This window comes from Aestuariivita sp. (assembly GCF_021404545.1).
GTDB lineage: Bacteria > Pseudomonadota > Alphaproteobacteria > Rhodobacterales > Rhodobacteraceae > Aestuariivita.
Genome location: NZ_JAAWWD010000061.1, coordinates 60,955 through 79,226, shown reverse-complemented (window position 1 = coordinate 79,226; position 18,272 = coordinate 60,955). Strand labels below are relative to the sequence as shown.

Sequence of the window (18,272 nt, the reverse complement as noted above, 5' to 3'; positions counted from 1 at the left end):
AATGATATGCGGCCTTCAGGCCGCGATTTTGATTTTTGGCATGTCGAGAATGGTGCGGGTTTCGGCGACGGTGGCGGGTTCACGCCCCAGGGCCCGAGCCTGGGCCGCGACCTTGGCAATCACCTCGGCATTGGTGAGGTGCCGCGCGCCATCCATATAGGCGTAATCGCCCAGCCCGACGGAGATATGACCGCCTTCCCGGATGATCTTTTCGGTCAACTCGAACAGGTCGCCTTTGTAGTTCACGACCGTCCAGACGCAGTCGAACCCCTGCGGCAGGAATGCGGTGTGGGCATTCAGCCCCGCCTCGGTTCCGGGATGACCGGCAAAGATAATCTCGTCGGTCATGCAAAAGCAGATATAGGCGGGGTCGCTCAGCACGCCCATTTTCAGGAATTGTTCGATCTGGCGCGTGAAACTCACGTTCCAGCTTACCAGATAGGGTTTCAGCCCGTGATGCTTGATCCGCTCGGCAAAATGCATCAGCGTCCCGGTGGAGTTCTTGTAGATCAGCTCGGTGGTGTCGTATTTGCCGTCTTGCGGGTTCCACCAGTCGACATTCACGCTGCCTGTATCCATCGGCGCGAAATCCGGCGCGGTTTCGGCGGATTTCATCATTTCTTCGATGGCGGCAAAACGGCTCATCGCATCGGTGTCATTGGCCACATAGCCGAGGGTGGGGTGGATCAGGATATCCGACTGCGCCCGGATACCGGCGTTGGTTTCCAGATAAAACTCGGCCGCGTGTTCCGGGTCACCATCGGCAGTCCGCCCGTGATAATGAAAGACGGATGCGCCTTGGTCATAGCAGGCTTTGGCATCCGCGATGATCTCGTTCGGCAGGAACGGGACATGCGGATTGCCACGCCGTGTTGCCAGTTCGTTGACACGCGCTTCGATGATGATTTTTTCCAAGGTGTCCTCCCGTTTCGGATGGCCCGAATGCTGCCGGGTATATCCCGAACAGGGAAAAAGTCATATAAAAAGTTATATCATAGTTGCATTTTGCCATAACTTATATAACTTTAGTACTATGTCAGATGAGAATGCCCCCGTCGCACGCACGCCCGATGTCGCCGATCTTTTGGCTGATCGGTTTCCCGGTCACACGATGCAGCGGATGCGCACCGCAAGTGGAAAATACCGTTATATTTATGTCAGTTCCGGGGTTCGTAACTCGTTTGGTCTGAACCCCGAGGAGCTTATGAAAGCCGATGCGGTGGACCATGGTTGGGTCCACCCGGACGACCGCGCCGGATTTGTCGGCGCGCTCGAGCGTTCCGCCCGCGATCTGACGCCTTTGGATATCGAAGTGCGGGTCGAATCACCCGGCGGCGGATACCGCTGGGTGCGCTCGCTCGGCCAACCACGGCAGGAGGCGGATGGCGCGGTGATCTGGGACGGTGTCGCGCTGGATATCACCGATCGCCGCGAAGCGTTGGATGCGCTCGAACGCGCGTTGTCCGAGGCCCGCCGCAGCGAAGTTGCCGAAGGCCGGTTCAGCTATATCGCGGCACAGGATCTCGCCGCCCCCTTGGCCGCCTTGCGGGACATTGTGGCGGCTATCCAAGAGGTGGACAGCAGTAACCAGAGTGAGGTCGCCGCGCAGATCGCGCTGTTATCCGACAGGTTCGGCACATTTGAAAAGGCGCTCCTGGCGACGCGCGGGCTGGTCGCATCGACAGCAACCAGCGCGCCTTTGCCCCCCTCTGAGGGCGCACCCCCCCTGACCAAGCGCCAGGCTGAAATACTGACATTCGTGCGCAACGGCGCGTCAAATAGAAAAATCGCAGAGAACCTTGGCATTTCGGAAGGCACGGTCAAGCTGCATGTCAGCGCGATCCTCAAAAGACTGGGGGTCAGGAACCGAACCGAAGCCGCCCGCCGCTAGCCCCTTTGTGTCGGCAAGACGACAACGAGCCGGCCATGGCGCAGGCCGCAATCAAAACAGGTCTTATCTGCCGGTCGGCACGCCAGAGGGGGCCGGTCCGAGGGCCATTGACCGTGTCAGCGCTGGATCAGCACCGAACAAGGGGCACGGCGCGCGACGCGCGACGCGGTGGAGCCCAGGAAGTACTCCATCGCCGAGGGGTGGTGTGCCCCCACGATGATCAGATCGGCGCCGATCTCCTTGGCGACCTCGCTGATACGGATACCGGGCTTGCCGGTGGTGACTCTGCAATCGATGTCGGTGGCATCTCCGGCGGCGGATTTAAGATTGGCCATGACCTTTGCCGTGAGGTGGTTTTCCGACTTAACCGTCACAAATTCGGCGGTAAAGCCGGGAATGGCCTCAAGCACGGTGAGAAGCGTGATCCGCCCCTGCCGGTCAAGCATCCGGCGGGCGGTGGCGATTTTCGCATCGACCAGAGGTTCGTGGTCGATGGCAACCGGAATGAGAATCGACGTGGGCATGACAAGGTCTCCATTGCAGGATCAGCCGGAGCGGACCGGCTGTCGGTTTGCACCGAAAGCCTCCCCGGCATAGGGGTTCAGTATTGCCGCACATCATGGCGGGCTCGCTTGGGCCAGCGCCCGCGCCGCGTCGAAAAGCGGGGCAGGGACACTCAACCCGTGTGTCCGGGCCACTGCGATGGCGGCCTGTCTGCGGGCCCCGGGCAGGCGGGCGCCCTCCATGCCTGTGATCTCGGTCAAGATCTGGGTGACACGCTTTGCGTAATCGCTTTGCGGGGCTGGGTTGATGGCGATAAGTGTCTGGCCCACGCGCGGCGCTGGCCCATCCGCTGAAAAGAAAGACCCCGCCTCATGGCTGAACGCGCTGCCGCTAAAGGCGGCGGCGAGCAGTTCCACCATCAGCGCGAGCGCAGTGCCCTTGGCTTGACCAATCGGGATCATGGTGCCTGCTAGGGCCGCGTCTGGATCGGTGGTCGGCTCGCCCTTGCTATCGAGCGCCCAACCTTCGGGAATGTTCCTGCCGCTTTTCTTGGCGGCCATCACTTTGCCGCGCGCCACCTTTGACAGCGACAGGTCCATGACCAGCGGTGGACCGTCGTCACAGGGCGTTGCAAAGGCGATCGGATTTGTGCCGAACACCGCGTGTTTCGCACCCCACGGTGCAATGGCCTTGGGCGTATTGGCGACCATCAGACCGATCAGTCCTGCCTGGGCAATGCGGTCGACTTGCACCGAAAGCGCGCCGCAATGGTGCGAATTTGACAAGGCGACGACGGCAATGCCCATTTCGCGCGCCAAGGGTACAAGGGCGTCGAAAGCCCTGTCGAGCGCCGGGTAAGCAAAGCCCAGATCCGCGTCGACATGTAACGATGCAGGTCCCCGTGCGTGGACCGTGATCTGGGCGCGCGGATTGACCTTGCCCGAGCGCGCCTGCGCGACATAATCCGCGATACGCGCAAAGCCATGGCCCGTCTGTCCCTCTGCCTCGGCGGCCACGAGGGCGCGGGCTACCGAGGCAGCGGCCATCTCCGACAGCCCGGCACCGCGGAACACCGCGCCAAGCAAGGCGTGCGCGTCTGCCAAAGAGAGATGCTTGGTCTCGGCCATAGGGCGTGAATCTTCCTGCGGATGGCGGGAGCAGCCCACGCCAAGTGAGCCGCTCCTTGGGTCCTATCAAGCGCTGCGATAGAGTTTTGTCATCGAAAACTCCCGATGTCCCAGCGCTTCGGCGGCCGTGTGACGGCCATTGGCGGTGCGTCGGATCATCTCGATCAGCGCGTCTCCCGCCTCGTCGATGGTCTGATCGCGGCGCAGGATGCCCGAGACATCGACATCGACATGTTCGCCCATGGTGCGCACCGTGCGCGGATTCGCGGTGATCTTGATCACTGGCACGATTGGGTTGCCGACCACATTGCCTTGCCCGGTGGGAAACGTATGGATCACGGCACCGCCCGCCGCCATCAGCGTCACGCATTCGGCGGCCGCCGACGAGCTGTCCATGAAATAGAGGCCGTTGCCCGCCTTGGGCATCTCGGCAGGGCCCAGAATATCGATATACTGTGACGTGCGCCCGATCTTCTCGAGGTTGCCCAGGGCCTTTTCTTCGATTGTCGTCAGTCCGCCCTCGATATTGCCCTTGGTCGGCTGGCTGTCGCTGAGGTCATCGGTCTGATGGGCAAAGATCACATCGTCCTGATAGGCCTTCCACATCTTGTACCACCGCGCACCAACCTCCTCGTTGATCGCGCGTTTTTGGCAGATATGCTCGGCCCCGGTAATCTCCGAGGTTTCGCCGAAAAAGCCGGTGATCCCTTCGGGCAGCAGCTTGTCATACATATTGCCCACGGTCGGACACGAGCCCAGCCCGGTGGTTGTGTCGCTCTCTCCGCATTTGGTGGAGACCCAAAGCTCGTTGACCGAGCATTCCTCGCGCTGCACCTCGGTGGCTTTGTGGACAAAGTCCTTCGCGGCCCAGGACGCGGCGCGGATCGTCTCGAAATCGCCCTTCTGTTCGATCGAGAATTCAGCCACCTCCTTGCCGGTTTCGCGGATGCCATCGGCGATGCGCCTGGTCCAGCCGGGTTCGATACCGATCACGACAACCGAGTGCACGTTGGGGTTTGCGCCGGTGCCAATCATTGTGCGGAAATGCAGATCGAGGTCTTCGCCGAACTGAAGGCGGCCATAGGCGTGCGGCAGCGCCAGCGTGCCCTTGACGTTGTTGGCGACCGCTTCGCAGGCCGCGTTGGAGATATCGTCCACGGGCAAGATGATGACGTGGTTGCGCACGCCGACCCGGCCATTTTCGCGGCGGTAGCCCATAAAGGTCATGTTTGAATACTTCGACATGTCGGCTCTCCTTACCAGCGTTTGGTCTTGCAATTGTGGGTGTGGACATGGCTGCCCTGCGGGATATCGGCGATGATCTTTCCAATATCGGCGCCGTATTTGATTGCCGTGTCGCCGTCCTTGAGGTCCTTGAGCGCGATCTTGTGTCCGATCGGCACATCGGCGCCCGCCGTCAGGCGGAAGGTCGAGTTGTCATGCGTGATGCAGCACAGCATGTCTGTGCCAGCGGTCAGGCCCTCGACCACGACAACGCCCACGTTGTCGGCGGCTTCGTGCACGAGCAGGTGCGGCACCTCGTTGGGGGATGGATTGGACATCGATGTCTCCGGTTACTGTGGTTTAAGAAGGATCTTGGGCGCGGCGATGCGGCCCGAACGGATATCGCTGAAGGCACGGGCGCCTTCGGACAGCGGACGGGTCTCGGTCCAGTCGAGCGGCCCGAGACGGCCGTCAAACATCGCCGTGCAGGTGTCACGGAAATCCCGGGCGGTATAGGTATAGGTCCCGATAAAGGTGATCTCTTGCAGGGTCATGCGCCGGATATCCAGCCCGGCATGACCGCCACCGAGACCGATATGCAGGATGACGCCGCCCGGATGGGTGGTGGCCGCTGCCGTGGCCCGGGTCGCATCAAATCCAACCGCATCGACCGTGATATCGAAGAACCGACCCTCCACATCCTCCGGTGCCGCGACGGCATAGCCCGCCTCAAGCCCGAGATAGCTGCGGCGCAGCGGGTTGGGATCGACCAATGTCACCTCTGTCACGCCCTGCGCCAACAGGCTGAGTGCGGCTGCGACACCAATGGCGCCTCCGCCGATCACAAGCGCGGTCTCGGTCATGTCCCGGGGCACGGCCTCAAGGCCCAGGCGGATCGCATGCCAGGACACCGCGATGGGTTCGGCCAATGCGGCCTTTTCAAGAGGGCAGTCATCCGGCACCGCAACCAGATTGCGGTCAGGCATGGCGACATATTGTGCAAAAGCGCCCTGGCGCGGCGGCATGGAGATGATCTGGCGGGTCGTACAGAGGTTGTCGCGACCGCTCTTGCAGGCGCGGCAGATCCCGCATGTGACCAGCGGATTGATCGTCACGCGCTGGCCATCGCGGGGCCCGCCGACAACGGTGCCGGCCCCCTCGTGCCCCAGGATCAGAGGGGCCGGGCGGCGGTCGTCATGGCCAAGATAGGCATGCATGTCCGAGCCACAGATCCCCACGCTGTCGATGCGGATAAGAGGGTGCGTCTTATCGGCTGCCGGATCCGGCGCATCGCGATAGGCAAGCTCTTCGGGGCCGGTGTAAACCAATGCCTTCATTTCGCCGTGAACCCCCCGTCGACCATAAGCACCTGACCGGTGACATAGCCGGACGCGTCCGAGCAGAAGAACAGCAGAGGTCCGTCGATGTCTTCGGGTTCGCCGTTGCGCCCGATACAGGTCTGGGCGGCATTGCGCGCCGCGCGCTCGGGATCATCGAACACCGCCGCTGTCAGCTCGGTCCGGAAAAAGCCCGGACCGATGGCGTTGACCATGATCCCGTCGCCCGACCAGGCTTCGGCCATGGCCCGGGTAAGCTGGGCGATGCCACCCTTGGAAGCCCCATAGCTCACCCCGCCCGGGAAGGCGCGACAGGATTGCAGCGAGGCGAAAGTCACGATGCGCCCCCACCGCTTGGCCTTCATGCCCGCGACCAGATGTTGGGAGAGAAAGAACGGCACCGCGAGGTTAAGCCCCAGCGTGACATCCCAACCCTCCTGTGTGACCGCATCGGCCGACTCACGCGTGTTGATGCCTGCGGCATGGACCACGATATCGGGCGCACCAAAGGGCGCAGCACAGGTCGCGGCCAGATCGGCCAATCCATCGCGGTCGGTCAGATCGCATGGCAACGCGTGAACCGGCCCTCGGGCCTCTGCCTGCAAGCAGGCCAACGCCTCTGCCCGCCGCGCTACACCGATCACCGAGGCCCCCGCCTCGGACAAGGCCAGCGCCGCCCGGCGCCCCAGGCCAGAGCTTGCCCCGGTCACCACAGCCACATGGCCGGTCAGATCTGGCCGCCAACTGGCACGCATCGGTTAATCCTCGGCGCTCAGATCGAAGGTTTCACTGGGAAAGAACTTGGCCAGCCGGATATCGGCCGTGCGCGCGTGCCCTTCCATACCCTCAAGCCGGGAAATACGCGCCGTGGCTTCGGCAATCGGCTTGGCGCCTTCGCGGGTCGAGCGTTGCCAGGTGACGATCTTCATGTATTTGTGCACAGACAACCCGCCCGTATAGGTCGCAGCGCGCGAGGTCGGCAGCACATGGTTTGTCCCGGAGGCCTTGTCGCCGAAGGCCACCGTGGTCTCTTCGCCCAGAAAGAGCGAGCCGTAGCACGACAAACGTTCGAGCCACCAATCGAGATCTTCGGCCATCACCGTCAGATGCTCGGGCGCATATTCGTCCGAGGTTGCGGCCATCTCATCGCGGTCCGCACACACGATCACCTCGGCATAATCGCGCCAGGCCCTGGTGGCGTTGTCGCAATTGACCTCGGGCAGCGCGTCGATGAGCGTGGGCACAAGCTGCATCACCTCCTCGGCCAAGGACCGGTCATCAGTCACCAGCCAGACCGGGGAGTTATAGCCATGCTCGGCCTGTCCCACGAGATCGGTGGCCACCACCATCGGATCGGCGCTCTTGTCGGCGAGGATCAGGCTGTCGGTCGGGCCCGCGATCATGTCGATGCCCACGCGGCCAAACAGAATACGCTTGGCCTCGGCCACGAACTGGTTTCCGGGACCGACAAGGATGTTGGCCTTCGGCAAGCCAAAAAGCCCAAAGGTCATCGCGGCCACCCCTTGGACACCGCCCATGGCCATGATCCTGTCCGCGCCGCAAATATGGGCGGCGTATACGATCGCTGGCGCGATCCCCACGCCGGGCCGTGGCGGGGAACAGGCAACGATGTGATTGCAGCCCGCGACCTTGGCCGTGGTCACCGTCATGATGGCGCTGGCGATGTGGCTATAGCGCCCACCGGGCACATAGCAGCCTGCCGCATCGACCGGGATCGTCTTCTGCCCGGCGATCATGCCTGGCACGACCTCGACCTCAACGCTTTTGAGGGTGGCCTTCTGCGCCTCTGCAAAGCGTTTCACGTTGGCGTGCGAAAAGCGGATGTCGGCCTTGATCTTCTCTGGCACACGTGCGGCGGCGGCTTCGATCTCGTCTTGCGTGAGCATCACATTGCCCTGGTATTTGTCGAACTTGGCGGCATATTCGAGGGCCTTGGCATCGCCGCCCTGTTCGATATCGGACAGGATCCCCTGGACAATGTCATGCACATCCGAGGCCCCGCTCGACGGTGTCAGGGTCGCTTTCTTGAGATACTCACGTGTCATTGCGTGTGCGTCCTATCGGTAAACATCTGGAAGAAGTGAGGTTGAAATCGCCGGGATATAGGCGATCATCAGCGTGACGATCAGCATGAAGAACACGAACGGAATGGCGCGATACGCGATCTTGAGGATCGACTCGCCCGTGATACCCGACACCACAAAGAGATTGAGACCCAGCGGCGGGGTGATGAAGCCGACGCCAAGCGCTGTGATCATCATGATGCAGAACTGCACTTCGTTCATCCCGATGTTGTCGGCCAGCGGCTTGAGGATCGGTGCGAGGATCACGATGTTGGGCGTGGTCTCCATCACGCAGCCCGCCGCGATCAGGATCAGCACCATCATACCGATGAGCACAAACTCGTTCTCGCTCAGAGACGTGAGTGCCCCCACGAACCCTTGTGGCACGCCAATGATTGCAAGCGCCTCGGCCAGCGGGATGGAAAAGGCGATGATCGGAAGGATCACACCGTTCACCTTGGCCGAGCTCACCAGCATCGCGGGAAAGTCCGAGAACTTGAGCGTTCCGATGATAAAGCCGATGGCGATGGTCACCACGACAGCGACAGCGCCTGCTTCGGTGGGTGTCAGTCGGCCCGAAAAGATGCCATAGAAGATGATCCCCGGCACGAGAAAGGCGTACCAGCCCGATTTGATCGTGTTCCACAGATTGGCGCGCCATTCCGCAACCGTCATGATCCCGCCGCCTTCCCAAAGGTTGAGCCGGTTCATCACGATGTTGGTCACCAGGATCGATACCAAGATCAGAATGCCGGGGATCAGGGCCGCGAGAAACAGTGTCGACACGGCTATCCCCAGCACAAGGCCAATGATGATATAGGCGATGGAGGGCGGGATCAGGATCCCTGTACAGGCGCCCGCCGCCACCAGGGCACAGGCATAGGGGCGCGGATAACCGCTCTCTACCAGCCGGTCGATGGTCATCCGGCCCACGGCCGCGGCCCCGGCCGCATCAGAGCCCGAGATTGCCGCGAACATACCGCAAACAAGCACCGTCGCCGATCCAAAACCGCCCTTTGCCCAGCAGGTCAACGCCTCGGCGACGTCGAGAAATTTTCGCGACAAGCCCGTTCGGACCAGCACATCGCCCGTCAGGATGAAAAGCGGGACCGCCGTCAAGGCAAAGGCGTCGATACCCGAAAAGAGCTTTTCGCCCAAAAGGCTCAGCGGAAGGGCGCCGGACCACACCAACATCAAAACGGTCGAGGCACCTATGGCCGCCCAGACCGGCACCGCTAGCCCGACCAGAACAACGAACAGGATCACAGGCGCATAGAAATCCCAACCCAATATAAGGTCGGCTTGCTCCAGCGTTTGCCACATCATGGTCTCGCCCTCCCTCAGTCAAACAACTTGTCACCTTCGTAGACGGGGCGTCCGTTACGAAGGTCGGAGAGGTCACGCAGAAAGGACTGCACGAGCCGGAAGGTCACCAGGGCAAAGCCGAAGGGCACCGCGAAAAGAAAGAAATACTGGCCGATCCGCAGACCGTGGGTCACGGAATTGAACTTCCAGGAGACATGCACAGACTCCCACGACCAGTAGAGGGCGATTACCGCCACCACGAACATCACGACATCGCCAAAGATGTACAGCAGCGCCTTTGCGCGCGGTCCGACGTAATTCATGATCACATCAATACGGATATGCCCGCGTTCCTTGACGGCGGAGGCCGCGCCGATCCACGCCAGATAAATGAAGGAGTAGCGCACCATCTCCTCCCCCCAGATCGAGGAATAGGAGAAGACCTCGCGCCGGACGACTTCGATAAACATCGTCCCAACGAGCATGACGTAGAAAACCAACAGGAGCCAACGCTCTCCGTTTCGGTCTATCGCTTTGAAAATGCTGGACATAGTTCCTCCGCGGGCGCGCCCCGGACATCACCGGGTCCGGTGCCTGACATGCTCACATCTGCCTGAAAGAGCGAAGAGGCCCGCGCGCCGTCGTGGCGCACGGGCTGACTGCGTGGTTAGGCGTCGTGGACATAGTAGCGGCCCATCGTGCCTGCCGCTTCCTCAAGCCTGGCAAAGGTCTCCATGGATCCGGCGAGGTCCATCTTGAAGCCGTCCCAATCGCTGTTTTGATAGCCGCCGACCGACTGCCATTCCGCAAGCTGGTCACCAGAGAGCGCGTGGAACTCGACCCCGTTCGCCACAAGCTGCGACATGGCATAGCCACGCGCCGCCGGGACTTTGGCAAGGTTCTGGGCCTGCGTGATTTCACCGGCAAACTCGATGCCTTCCTGCACGTCCGCAGGCAGCGACTCGAACCATTCGAGGTTGATCGAATAGACCTGACTGTCCGGTACCGCCTGGGTGAATGTGACGTGGCTGAGGATCTCGCCAAAGCCAAAGACGTGCAACGCGCCCACGGACGGATCCAGCGCATCGGCCACACCCTGCCGGATTGCCGACGGCGTTTCACCCCAGGCCACCGGCGTCGGGTTGGCACCCACCATGCGGTAGTATTGCTGCAACATCGCCGATCCAGGCACGCGGAACTTCACCCCGGACATATCGGCGGGGGTGATGATCGCATTGCCGCCTTGACGGACTGCGACCACCCGGGGGTCGATCACAATGTAAAAGAGCGCCTTGAAGCCCGAAGCGGCGATCTTTGGGTCCACCTCTGCCTTCCATGCGTCCGACGAGGTCAGGTTGGTGAAGCGCTGGTTGGAGCCGCAGAAATACGGCAGGTTGATCAGGTCAACCACCGGGGCGAATGGCGCGAAATTGGCCAGCGAGTGCTGCGCCCCCTGGATCGTGCCCCCCTGCACGGCCTGGGCCAGCGCGCCGCCGGCACCAAGCTGACCGCCAGGCGCGAGACGCACGTAAACCTTGCCGTTGGTCATGTTCTGGATGTTCTCTTTGAGATCCAGCTGCATGATCGGATAGCTGCGCGACGCGCCCAGCACATAGGCCGTGGCCAGCGTCATGATGTGATCTGCGCTGCGCTCGCGCTCGCGCTCTTCCGCGGCGGTCTGCGCGACGGCCTCGTCTGACCACAGCAGGCCAGCGGCACCCGCGACCATGGCCGCCGTAAACCCGCCCGAGCCCGCAAGCTTCAGGAAGTTCCGGCGCCCGGCGGACGCCAATTCGGTGTTGGACTTGTTCATGTGTTCCTCCCTAAGAAACGGTTTTATTCGTCTTTGTTTTGCTGGGCCTTTTCCTGCGCTTCGCGTTGCAGGATACCTGCTGAAAATGCGATGGCCGCAGCGAACAGAATGAGCATCTCTGCCACGTTGCCGACAAGCGGCGCATCTCCGACGGCGCCGACAATGACATTCGCCGTGAACGCGCAGACACATAGAATTGCGATGAGAAAAGCCATGATCTCCAATCCCTCCCCAGAGATCTCAGACGACAATCCGTGACGTTCCGTCTTGTGATTCGATTTGAATGTAAGCGCTTACAATTTGTCATGCAAGCGCTTACATATTAACAATGGCGTTTAAGCATCCGCTGGAAATCCGGCCAAAACCCGCCCATATGCTTGCAACGTGAGCCAGACACCGGCCCCGTGGCCGCAGCAACAAGGCTCTGAGTGAACAGATCGGACCGCCCTTAAGATGGACAACGACAGTGGTATCAGCGCCGTTCCGACACTGGCCGATGTTGCGCGCCTCGCGGATGTCTCGACCGCAACGGTATCGCGCTGCATCAACACTCCGGGCCAGGTCGGTGAGAAGACCCGCAAGAAGGTGTTGAAGGCGGTTGCCGATCTTGGATATGCGCCCAATTTCAGCGCCCGCGCCCTGGCGGCGAAATATACCAACACCATTGGCGCGGTGATCCCCACGATGGAAAACGCGGTCTTTGCCCGCGGCGTGCAGGCCTTCCAAGAAGAGCTGGGACGCCACAGCAAGACACTGCTGATCGCCTCCTCTGCCTATCAGCAGGCGCTGGAAGAGGAACAGGTGCGCACGCTGGTAGCCCGCGGCGCCGACGCGCTGCTGCTGATCGGATATGACCGCCACCAATCGCTTTACGATTTCCTCAACAAGAGGAAAGTCCCCACGCTTGTCGCGTGGTCCTATGAGAAAACGCAGCCCCAGGCCGCCATCGGTTTTGACAACCGCGCGGCCATGGCTGAACTCGCCCGGCTGGTGCTGCGCTATGGCCACCGCAACATCGCGTGTATCTCGGCCCCGACCGCCATGAATGACCGGGCACGGGGGCGGGTGCAGGGCATCGAGCTTGCCATGAGCGAGGCTGGCCTTGATCCGGCAGAACTGCACGTGACCGAGGCGGCCTATGGCATCGAAACCGGAGAAATCGCGTTTCGCCAGACCTTAAGCGCGGCGCCCGAAACGACGGCTGTGATGTGCGGCAACGACGTGCTGGCAATCGGCGCCCTGCGCGCCGCCCGGGAGATGGGTCTGCGCGTTCCCGAGGACATTTCGATCACAGGCTTCGATGACATCGAAATCGCGATGTTGGCGGAACCTGCCCTGACCACCGTGCACGTCCCACACCGGGAAATGGGGCGCCGCGCCGCGCGCATGCTGATCCAGGCCCTGCAAGACGAGACAGCCCTGCCCAGTGCATTGCTGACCACCGATATCCGCCTGCGCCAATCGTTGGGACCCGCCCCCGGAACGGCGCCCCATTCATAGAGCGGCACCCACCGGTATCGGGGCGGCATCATGCCAAAAGCGGCCTGCGCGCGGGCCTGTGACGATGGGACAGGCCCGCGCGCCCGAATTCGGCGCTAAGGCCCATTGGCGCCGACGCCAGACTCGTTAAAGTAGAGGCAAAGGGACGTGCGGTGATGGCATGGCCCCAATGCTCTTTTGCAATCAGGTCCTTTGATGTGTACACACCCAGTCTGAGAACGACCATCCTGATACTCTTCTTGGTGTTGACGGTGCCTGTCTTTGTCGGGGCTTTCTTTTACAGCTATCTGACCAGCAGCCGCATCGTGCGCAGCGATACGATTGAGCGGATCGGGCTCTATCAGGCGGATGTCGATGACAGCATCGAAACTCTCTTTCGCGAAGTCGTATCCAAGGCGGAAAGCGCTGCAATCGCTGGAATGGTGCAGTCCGGTTTCTATGCTGACCTGCGCGCCATCGACTATCTCGCCTCGGTCACCCGAGGCACCCCCGGCGTCCTGAGCGCCTATATCGGGCTAGAGGCGGATGGCGGCTTTCTCCAGGCCCGCCGGATGCAGGCCGATCACAGGGTGCAGGACCGGGATCTGCCCGACGGCACGGTCTTTGCCCGGCGCTGGATCCAGCCCGATGAGGCGGGCGTTCCGATCGAGACCTATGTGTTCGAGAACGCAGCGCGCAAGGATCTTGGACAATCGACCATGCCGACCGGCTACGATCCAAGACAGCGCCTGTGGTACCGGGTCACCCGCGATGGTCAGGATGTGACCATTTCGGACCCGGATGTGTTCGCGGCCCTTGGGCTTGTCGGCTTTACTGTCGCCGCCCCGTTCTATTGGGGTGACAGGCTGGGCGGCATCGCGGCCATTGATCTGACCCTCGACAGTCTGTCAGCCTATCTGGCCCGTCAAAAGATCAGTCCCGGATCGCTGAGCTTTATTCTCGACCGCCGCGGCAATGTTCTTGCCAATTCCGGCCAGGCGCAGATCGAACCCGACGTGTCGGGTGCGTTGCGTTTGCCCCATGTCACGGAATGGGAAGAGGCCGTTGTCGGTGTGGCATACAGCCAGAGACCGCGCCTGGGACAGGATGGCGAGCCCTTCGTCGTGCAGCATGCAGGGCAGGAATATCTCGCCTCGCTCAAGCCCATCGCTGCCGCCCAGGGCAAGGCGTGGCAAGCCTTCGTGATCGCGCCAATGGCCGATTTCAACACCGAGATCGTGCGCAATAACCGCGAGATGCTGATCATTGGTCTGGCGGCCACGATCCTCCAGATTTTCGTGATCTGGGTGCTGGCGCAGCGCATCGCGCGGCCGCTGGAGACGCTGGTGCGCAATGTCGAACAGATCCGCGATCTCAGCCCCGATCCTTTGCCGCCCTTACCGCGCGTGCGCATTCGCGAGATAAAGCTGTTGTCGCGGGCGGTCGAAACGCTTGACACGGCGATCAAGTCCTTTGCCTCGTTCGTGCCGGTTGGTCTGGTCCGGCAACTGGTGCAATCGGATCAGAAACTGGAGATCGGCGGCAGCAGCCGCTTTCTGACGGTGTTTTTCTCGGACATCGAAGGGTTTTCGGAACTCTCGGAAAACCTGCCCTCCCGCGAGTTGCTCCTGCGCGTCTCGGATTACCTGTCGATTGTCACCGGTGCGGTCAACCAGGAGGCCGGCACCATCGACAAGTTCATCGGAGATGGCGTCATGGCCTTTTGGGGGGCGCCCAATCTGCTGGAGGATCATGCCCGTCGGGCCTGTCTGACCGCGCTGCGGGTCCAGCTCGAAGTCAAAAAACTTGGGATGGCGCTTTCCGAGCGGGGCATGCAGCCGCTTCAGGTGCGCATCGGTATTCACAGCGATGCGGTGCTGGTCGGCAATATCGGATCGCAGGAGCGTATGAGCTATACGGTTCTGGGCGATGGGGTGAACGTGGCCTCCCGGCTGGAAGCCATCAACAAGACCTATGGCACGAATATCTGCATCAGCCACGCGGTCTATAAAGAAGCCGGGGAGACCTTGTGCACGCGACCCATCGGCGACGTGACGATCAAGGGTCGGCGCGGCTCGGTTACGGTCTATGAGTTGCTGGGTGCGTTCGGCATGGGGGCCGAGCTTGAGCCGGATGACAAAACGCTGCGCCTTGCCGAACTCAGCCGCGATGCGCATCAGCACCGCGTGACCGGCGACATCGAGGGGGCCGTGCGCCTCTATCGCGCGATCCTTGCGGAGTTTCCGCAGGACAGCGTGGCGCTGGCCGTTCTTGAGCAATTGGCAGATGGCTGAGTACGGTCTATCCGCTCAATGCGGCGCATCGGCATAGTTGCGCTCGATCAGGCGGTGCACCCACCGGCTCGTCGCGACGATGATCTGCAAGAGCAGGACAAAGATCACGATGGTCAGCAAAAAGAGACCATAGCGCCAGGGCGAATTGCCGATCAGCTCGGCCTCGGTCAGCACCGCGCTCATCGCTTCGTTCACCCCGATCGCCGCGCCAAAGCAGGAGGCCGACACCAGCACCTGAAACGCCCGCACCATGTTGGGGATCAGCAACAACGCGGCACGGTGGGCGCCGCGCCGCCATTGGAAGATGGCCTCGCCCACCTGATCATAGGCATAGGCGCAGATATACGGCATACAGGCTAGGATCACGAAGGCCACGCCGGGGTCATCATAAACCGTTTCCAAGGTGCTGTAATAGGGCCGCAAGACACCGGCGAGAAAGAACATCGCGATATAGACCGGCATCGCGCGCAGCACGCTCATCATCATGTCGGTCGCGCGCGCGGCCAAGGGCAGGCGCGTTTGGTGCACAGCGGCCAGCAGCGCCCCCAGCACAAGTCCGACAAGCAGCGCCGTCAGCGCGATCTGGAAGTTCACGATCAGCCCTTGCGCCAGCCGCAGCGCAAAACCGTCTGAAAAGGGGATGGTCATGGTGTCATTCCCCCGCCAGAGCGTATTCGAGTTTCAGCCGCAGCGCGCGCGACAGCTTGACCACCGCCATCACCACCAGCACGTAAAAGATCAACAGGATCCAATATGTGATCGACTGATTGCGCGAAAACGACGCGATGTCGTTCATCGCATTGGTCAGATCGGCGACGCCCACGTAACTGGCTGCGGCGATACCGCGGGTCGCATTCGTCAAAAACGCCTCGATCTGGGGCCCGGCGCGGACAATGGCGCGGCGCAACCGGCTGCGGTCCGATATGCGATCATCAAGCGATCGCCACGCATCCGCGATACCCTGACCGGCAAAGGCTCCGTTGACCAATCCGATCGCCAGTATCGCAACGAACAAGGCGACGGTGAGCGAATAAAAGAAGATCGCGTTGGCAAAGGTGGCAAGCATGACCAGGATCAGGATCGGCGGGCTGCCCTGAAAGATCATCAGCAAAAGCCCGAGCGCCCCGTTGAGCAGTCGGTTCTTCACCAAAAGCCCCGCTGCGAACAGCAGCGAAATCAGCAAGGTGGCGATCAGGACACCGACCACCGCAACCAGAGAAATCGCAACCCCATTGATAAACAGATCCCAGGCGAACTGACTGTAAAGAAACGCGAACGTGTCCTGCATCCAGGCGTTTATCGCAGCGATCACCGCCTTGAGCGGGCCGGGGTCGAGATCGGTGTTGAGCGGTGCAAGCACACAGACCGACGGAGTGTCCTGGCAACCGGGCTGCGACCACAGATTTTGCATCCGCTCAAGAAAGCGCAGCTCGATCCCGTGCGGCACAGCCATTTCAAGAAGCGCACCGCCGCTGTGAAGCTGGATGGATAGGGCATCGAGAACGGCACCCAGCCTGTCGGTGCCGTCCAGCGCGACGGCCATGCCCCAGGGGATTTCCGAAATCCCCAGCTTGCGTTCAAACCGACCGCCGAAATCCGGATCGGCCAGCGCATTGACCATCACGCTGTCATCCTGAACGATCAGCAGACAGGTCCCGGATTCCAGATTCTCGATCAGGCGGGCGGGCGTGTCAAACAGCATCAGGCGCGCGACCCGCTCGACCAGCATGGCGTTGGCGAAATTGCCCACCGTGGTGCAGACGGTCCGGTCCGCCACATCCCCCCAGCCGTCGATGCGCAGCCTGCGGGGCCCGATGAGGATGGTTTCGCTGGAATAGTAATGCGGCCGGATGAAACGCGCATTGGCATCCCGGACCGAGTTGTGGCCCATCGTGGCGATCACCAGATCGACCGTCCCGTTCGACAGGGCCGAGATCCGCGTCACGGGCGTGACATCGACAAGACGCGCCTCGACACCGATTATTCCGGCTATCCGCCGTGCCAGGTCGATTTCATAGCCCGCGCGAATGCCCGCGCGATTGACCGCGAAGTTGGGATAGCCGTCGCGCACGCCGATCCGGATTTCGCCCGCGCACAGGATGTCCGACAGCCGGTCCGGCTGCGGCTGGGCCGCACAATCCGGCCCAAGCTCGGCCCGGGCCTGGGCCAAAAGCGCATCCGCATCCTGTGCCCAGGCGGGCATGGCACCCGCCAAAAACCCCGCCAGCACGACCCACATAAGGCCTGTCAGGGCCCGGATCATACCGCCGCTCCAGATCCCGCTCGACCGACGATGGCCAGGCACACCCGGCCAAAGCAATGGGATCCGATTTGAAACAGGTCTGCGCTGTGGTCCGACGTCCCCAGTGACAGCGCCGCGACCTTGAGAGGATGCAAGGGCACGATCATGTCGTGGCTGGTGGCCAGATGCAGACCCGCATCGGCGACATGCCGACGCGTCAGCTCGATATCGACGAAGCGGTTATGTGTAAAGATCGCGACACCGTCCTCACGCAGATGCCGGGCGATGCCGTCGATGAACGGATCGAGGATGTCGCGCCCGTCCACTCCGCCAACCGCCCAGCTGGGCAGCCGCCCCGGCAGGTGGAGCGTCTCGCAGGGAAAATGCGGCAGGTTCGTCAGGATCACATCGAATGTGCGACTGCCGACAGGGTCCCAGACCGGCCCTTTGAGATACTCGATGCGCTTGGGCGGGGTCGGAATCGACGACAGGCATTCCCGCGCCGCTTCCAGCCCCAGCTCTTCAATATCGGTAATGGTCAGGCTCGACGCACCCAAAAGGGCCGCTTGCGCTGCGATCACACCATTACCCGTGCCGATTTCGCAGATATCGCGCCCGCGCACGATTTCGGGCCGATCCCGGAGATAGGACAGGATCAGCGCCGTGTATTCGCTGGGTTGGAACACAGTCATCGGCGACGGTTTGGTCAGTTCAAGCGGAATGGGATGCGACATATCCAGGCTTTCAAAATGCGTGTCGGGGGACCAGCTTCGCTCTCGATCTCGATCAGCCGGTGGGCCGACGGCAGGGCGCCGAATGGTGTGTCAGGGACGCGCCGCTTGCACGCAGCGAGACCCTACCTTGTATAAACCAAAGATCGGTGCATCGCACCCAGGCGGGGCGGCGATCCGACGGGGTTACCGCAAATGCCGCATCTTCGGCCAGATCGCGCCGCGCCGCCCACAGGGCCAC

Annotated in this window: 18 protein-coding genes; 3 read left to right on the top strand and 15 right to left on the bottom strand. The window is 61.8% G+C overall.

Annotated features, from left to right (window positions below; all coding sequences use genetic code 11):
- Positions 1-15: 15 nt before the first annotated feature.
- Positions 16-915: a 3-keto-5-aminohexanoate cleavage protein gene (locus HEP69_RS18930; protein WP_290560063.1), complete on the bottom strand. Its 900-nt coding sequence runs from the start codon at positions 913-915 to the stop codon at positions 16-18.
- Here HEP69_RS18930 and HEP69_RS18925 point away from each other — a divergent pair.
- On the top strand, positions 899-1,891 hold the full coding sequence (locus tag HEP69_RS18925) for a LuxR C-terminal-related transcriptional regulator (protein WP_290560062.1): 993 nt from the start codon (positions 899-901) through the stop codon (positions 1,889-1,891). The two genes, HEP69_RS18930 and HEP69_RS18925, sit on opposite strands and share 17 nt — an antisense overlap.
- 116 nt (positions 1,892-2,007) lie before the next feature.
- Here HEP69_RS18925 and HEP69_RS18920 read toward each other — a convergent pair whose 3' ends face one another.
- The 11 genes from HEP69_RS18920 to HEP69_RS18870 all read right to left on the bottom strand — a co-directional run bounded on the left by HEP69_RS18920 (position 2,008) and on the right by HEP69_RS18870 (position 11,500).
- Positions 2,008-2,415: a universal stress protein gene (locus tag HEP69_RS18920; protein ID WP_290560061.1), complete on the bottom strand. Its 408-nt coding sequence runs from the start codon at positions 2,413-2,415 to the stop codon at positions 2,008-2,010.
- Between the two features lie 93 nt (positions 2,416-2,508).
- A complete protein-coding gene (locus tag HEP69_RS18915) occupies positions 2,509-3,522 on the bottom strand; it encodes an Ldh family oxidoreductase (RefSeq protein WP_290560060.1) in 1,014 nt (337 codons plus the stop codon).
- 66 nt (positions 3,523-3,588) lie between these two features.
- Positions 3,589-4,767 (bottom strand): UxaA family hydrolase, encoded by a 1,179-nt coding sequence (locus HEP69_RS18910; protein WP_290560059.1) that lies wholly within the window; start codon positions 4,765-4,767, stop codon positions 3,589-3,591.
- A gap of 11 nt (positions 4,768-4,778) precedes the next feature.
- Positions 4,779-5,084, bottom strand: coding sequence for a UxaA family hydrolase (locus tag HEP69_RS18905; protein ID WP_290560058.1), 306 nt, complete (start codon positions 5,082-5,084; stop codon positions 4,779-4,781).
- Positions 5,085-5,096: 12 nt separating this feature from the next.
- A complete protein-coding gene (locus HEP69_RS18900) occupies positions 5,097-6,083 on the bottom strand; it encodes an alcohol dehydrogenase catalytic domain-containing protein (RefSeq protein WP_290560057.1) in 987 nt (328 codons plus the stop codon).
- Positions 6,080-6,838: an SDR family oxidoreductase gene (locus tag HEP69_RS18895; protein ID WP_290560056.1), complete on the bottom strand. Its 759-nt coding sequence runs from the start codon at positions 6,836-6,838 to the stop codon at positions 6,080-6,082. Before HEP69_RS18895 ends, HEP69_RS18900 begins: the two co-directional genes overlap by 4 nt.
- A 3-nt stretch (positions 6,839-6,841) precedes the next feature.
- Positions 6,842-8,149, bottom strand: a complete 1,308-nt coding sequence (hisD, locus tag HEP69_RS18890; protein WP_290560055.1) for a histidinol dehydrogenase — start codon at positions 8,147-8,149, stop codon at positions 6,842-6,844.
- A gap of 12 nt (positions 8,150-8,161) precedes the next feature.
- On the bottom strand, positions 8,162-9,493 hold the full coding sequence (locus HEP69_RS18885) for a TRAP transporter large permease (RefSeq protein WP_290560054.1): 1,332 nt from the start codon (positions 9,491-9,493) through the stop codon (positions 8,162-8,164).
- Between the two features lie 14 nt (positions 9,494-9,507).
- Positions 9,508-10,023 (bottom strand): TRAP transporter small permease, encoded by a 516-nt coding sequence (locus HEP69_RS18880; RefSeq protein ID WP_290560053.1) that lies wholly within the window; start codon positions 10,021-10,023, stop codon positions 9,508-9,510.
- Positions 10,024-10,139: 116 nt separating this feature from the next.
- Complete coding sequence (locus HEP69_RS18875; protein ID WP_290560052.1) at positions 10,140-11,285, bottom strand: TRAP transporter substrate-binding protein; 1,146 nt, start codon at positions 11,283-11,285, stop codon at positions 10,140-10,142.
- A gap of 23 nt (positions 11,286-11,308) precedes the next feature.
- Complete coding sequence (locus HEP69_RS18870) at positions 11,309-11,500, bottom strand: hypothetical protein (RefSeq protein WP_290560051.1); 192 nt, start codon at positions 11,498-11,500, stop codon at positions 11,309-11,311.
- Positions 11,501-11,738: 238 nt separating this feature from the next.
- Here HEP69_RS18870 and HEP69_RS18865 point away from each other — a divergent pair, with 238 nt between their 5' ends.
- Together HEP69_RS18865 and HEP69_RS18860 are read left to right on the top strand one after the other, a co-directional pair.
- A complete protein-coding gene (locus HEP69_RS18865) occupies positions 11,739-12,785 on the top strand; it encodes a LacI family DNA-binding transcriptional regulator (protein ID WP_290560050.1) in 1,047 nt (348 codons plus the stop codon).
- Between the two features lie 197 nt (positions 12,786-12,982).
- Positions 12,983-15,058 carry an adenylate/guanylate cyclase domain-containing protein gene (locus HEP69_RS18860; RefSeq protein ID WP_290560049.1) on the top strand — a complete coding sequence of 692 codons (2,076 nt, stop codon included), beginning with the start codon at positions 12,983-12,985 and terminating at the stop codon, positions 15,056-15,058.
- Between the two features lie 15 nt (positions 15,059-15,073).
- Here the strand turns inward: HEP69_RS18860 and HEP69_RS18855 are convergent, their stop codons facing one another.
- From HEP69_RS18855 to HEP69_RS18845, 3 genes are read right to left on the bottom strand one after another with little or no spacing between them, the layout of a single operon-like run.
- Complete coding sequence (locus HEP69_RS18855) at positions 15,074-15,706, bottom strand: hypothetical protein (RefSeq protein ID WP_290560048.1); 633 nt, start codon at positions 15,704-15,706, stop codon at positions 15,074-15,076.
- 4 nt (positions 15,707-15,710) lie between these two features.
- Entirely contained in the window at positions 15,711-17,321 is a 1,611-nt protein-coding gene (locus HEP69_RS18850; RefSeq protein WP_290560047.1) for a transporter substrate-binding domain-containing protein, read from the bottom strand.
- On the bottom strand, positions 17,318-18,034 hold the full coding sequence (locus HEP69_RS18845; protein WP_290560046.1) for a methyltransferase: 717 nt from the start codon (positions 18,032-18,034) through the stop codon (positions 17,318-17,320). Before HEP69_RS18845 ends, HEP69_RS18850 begins: the two co-directional genes overlap by 4 nt.
- Positions 18,035-18,272: the final 238 nt, after the last annotated feature.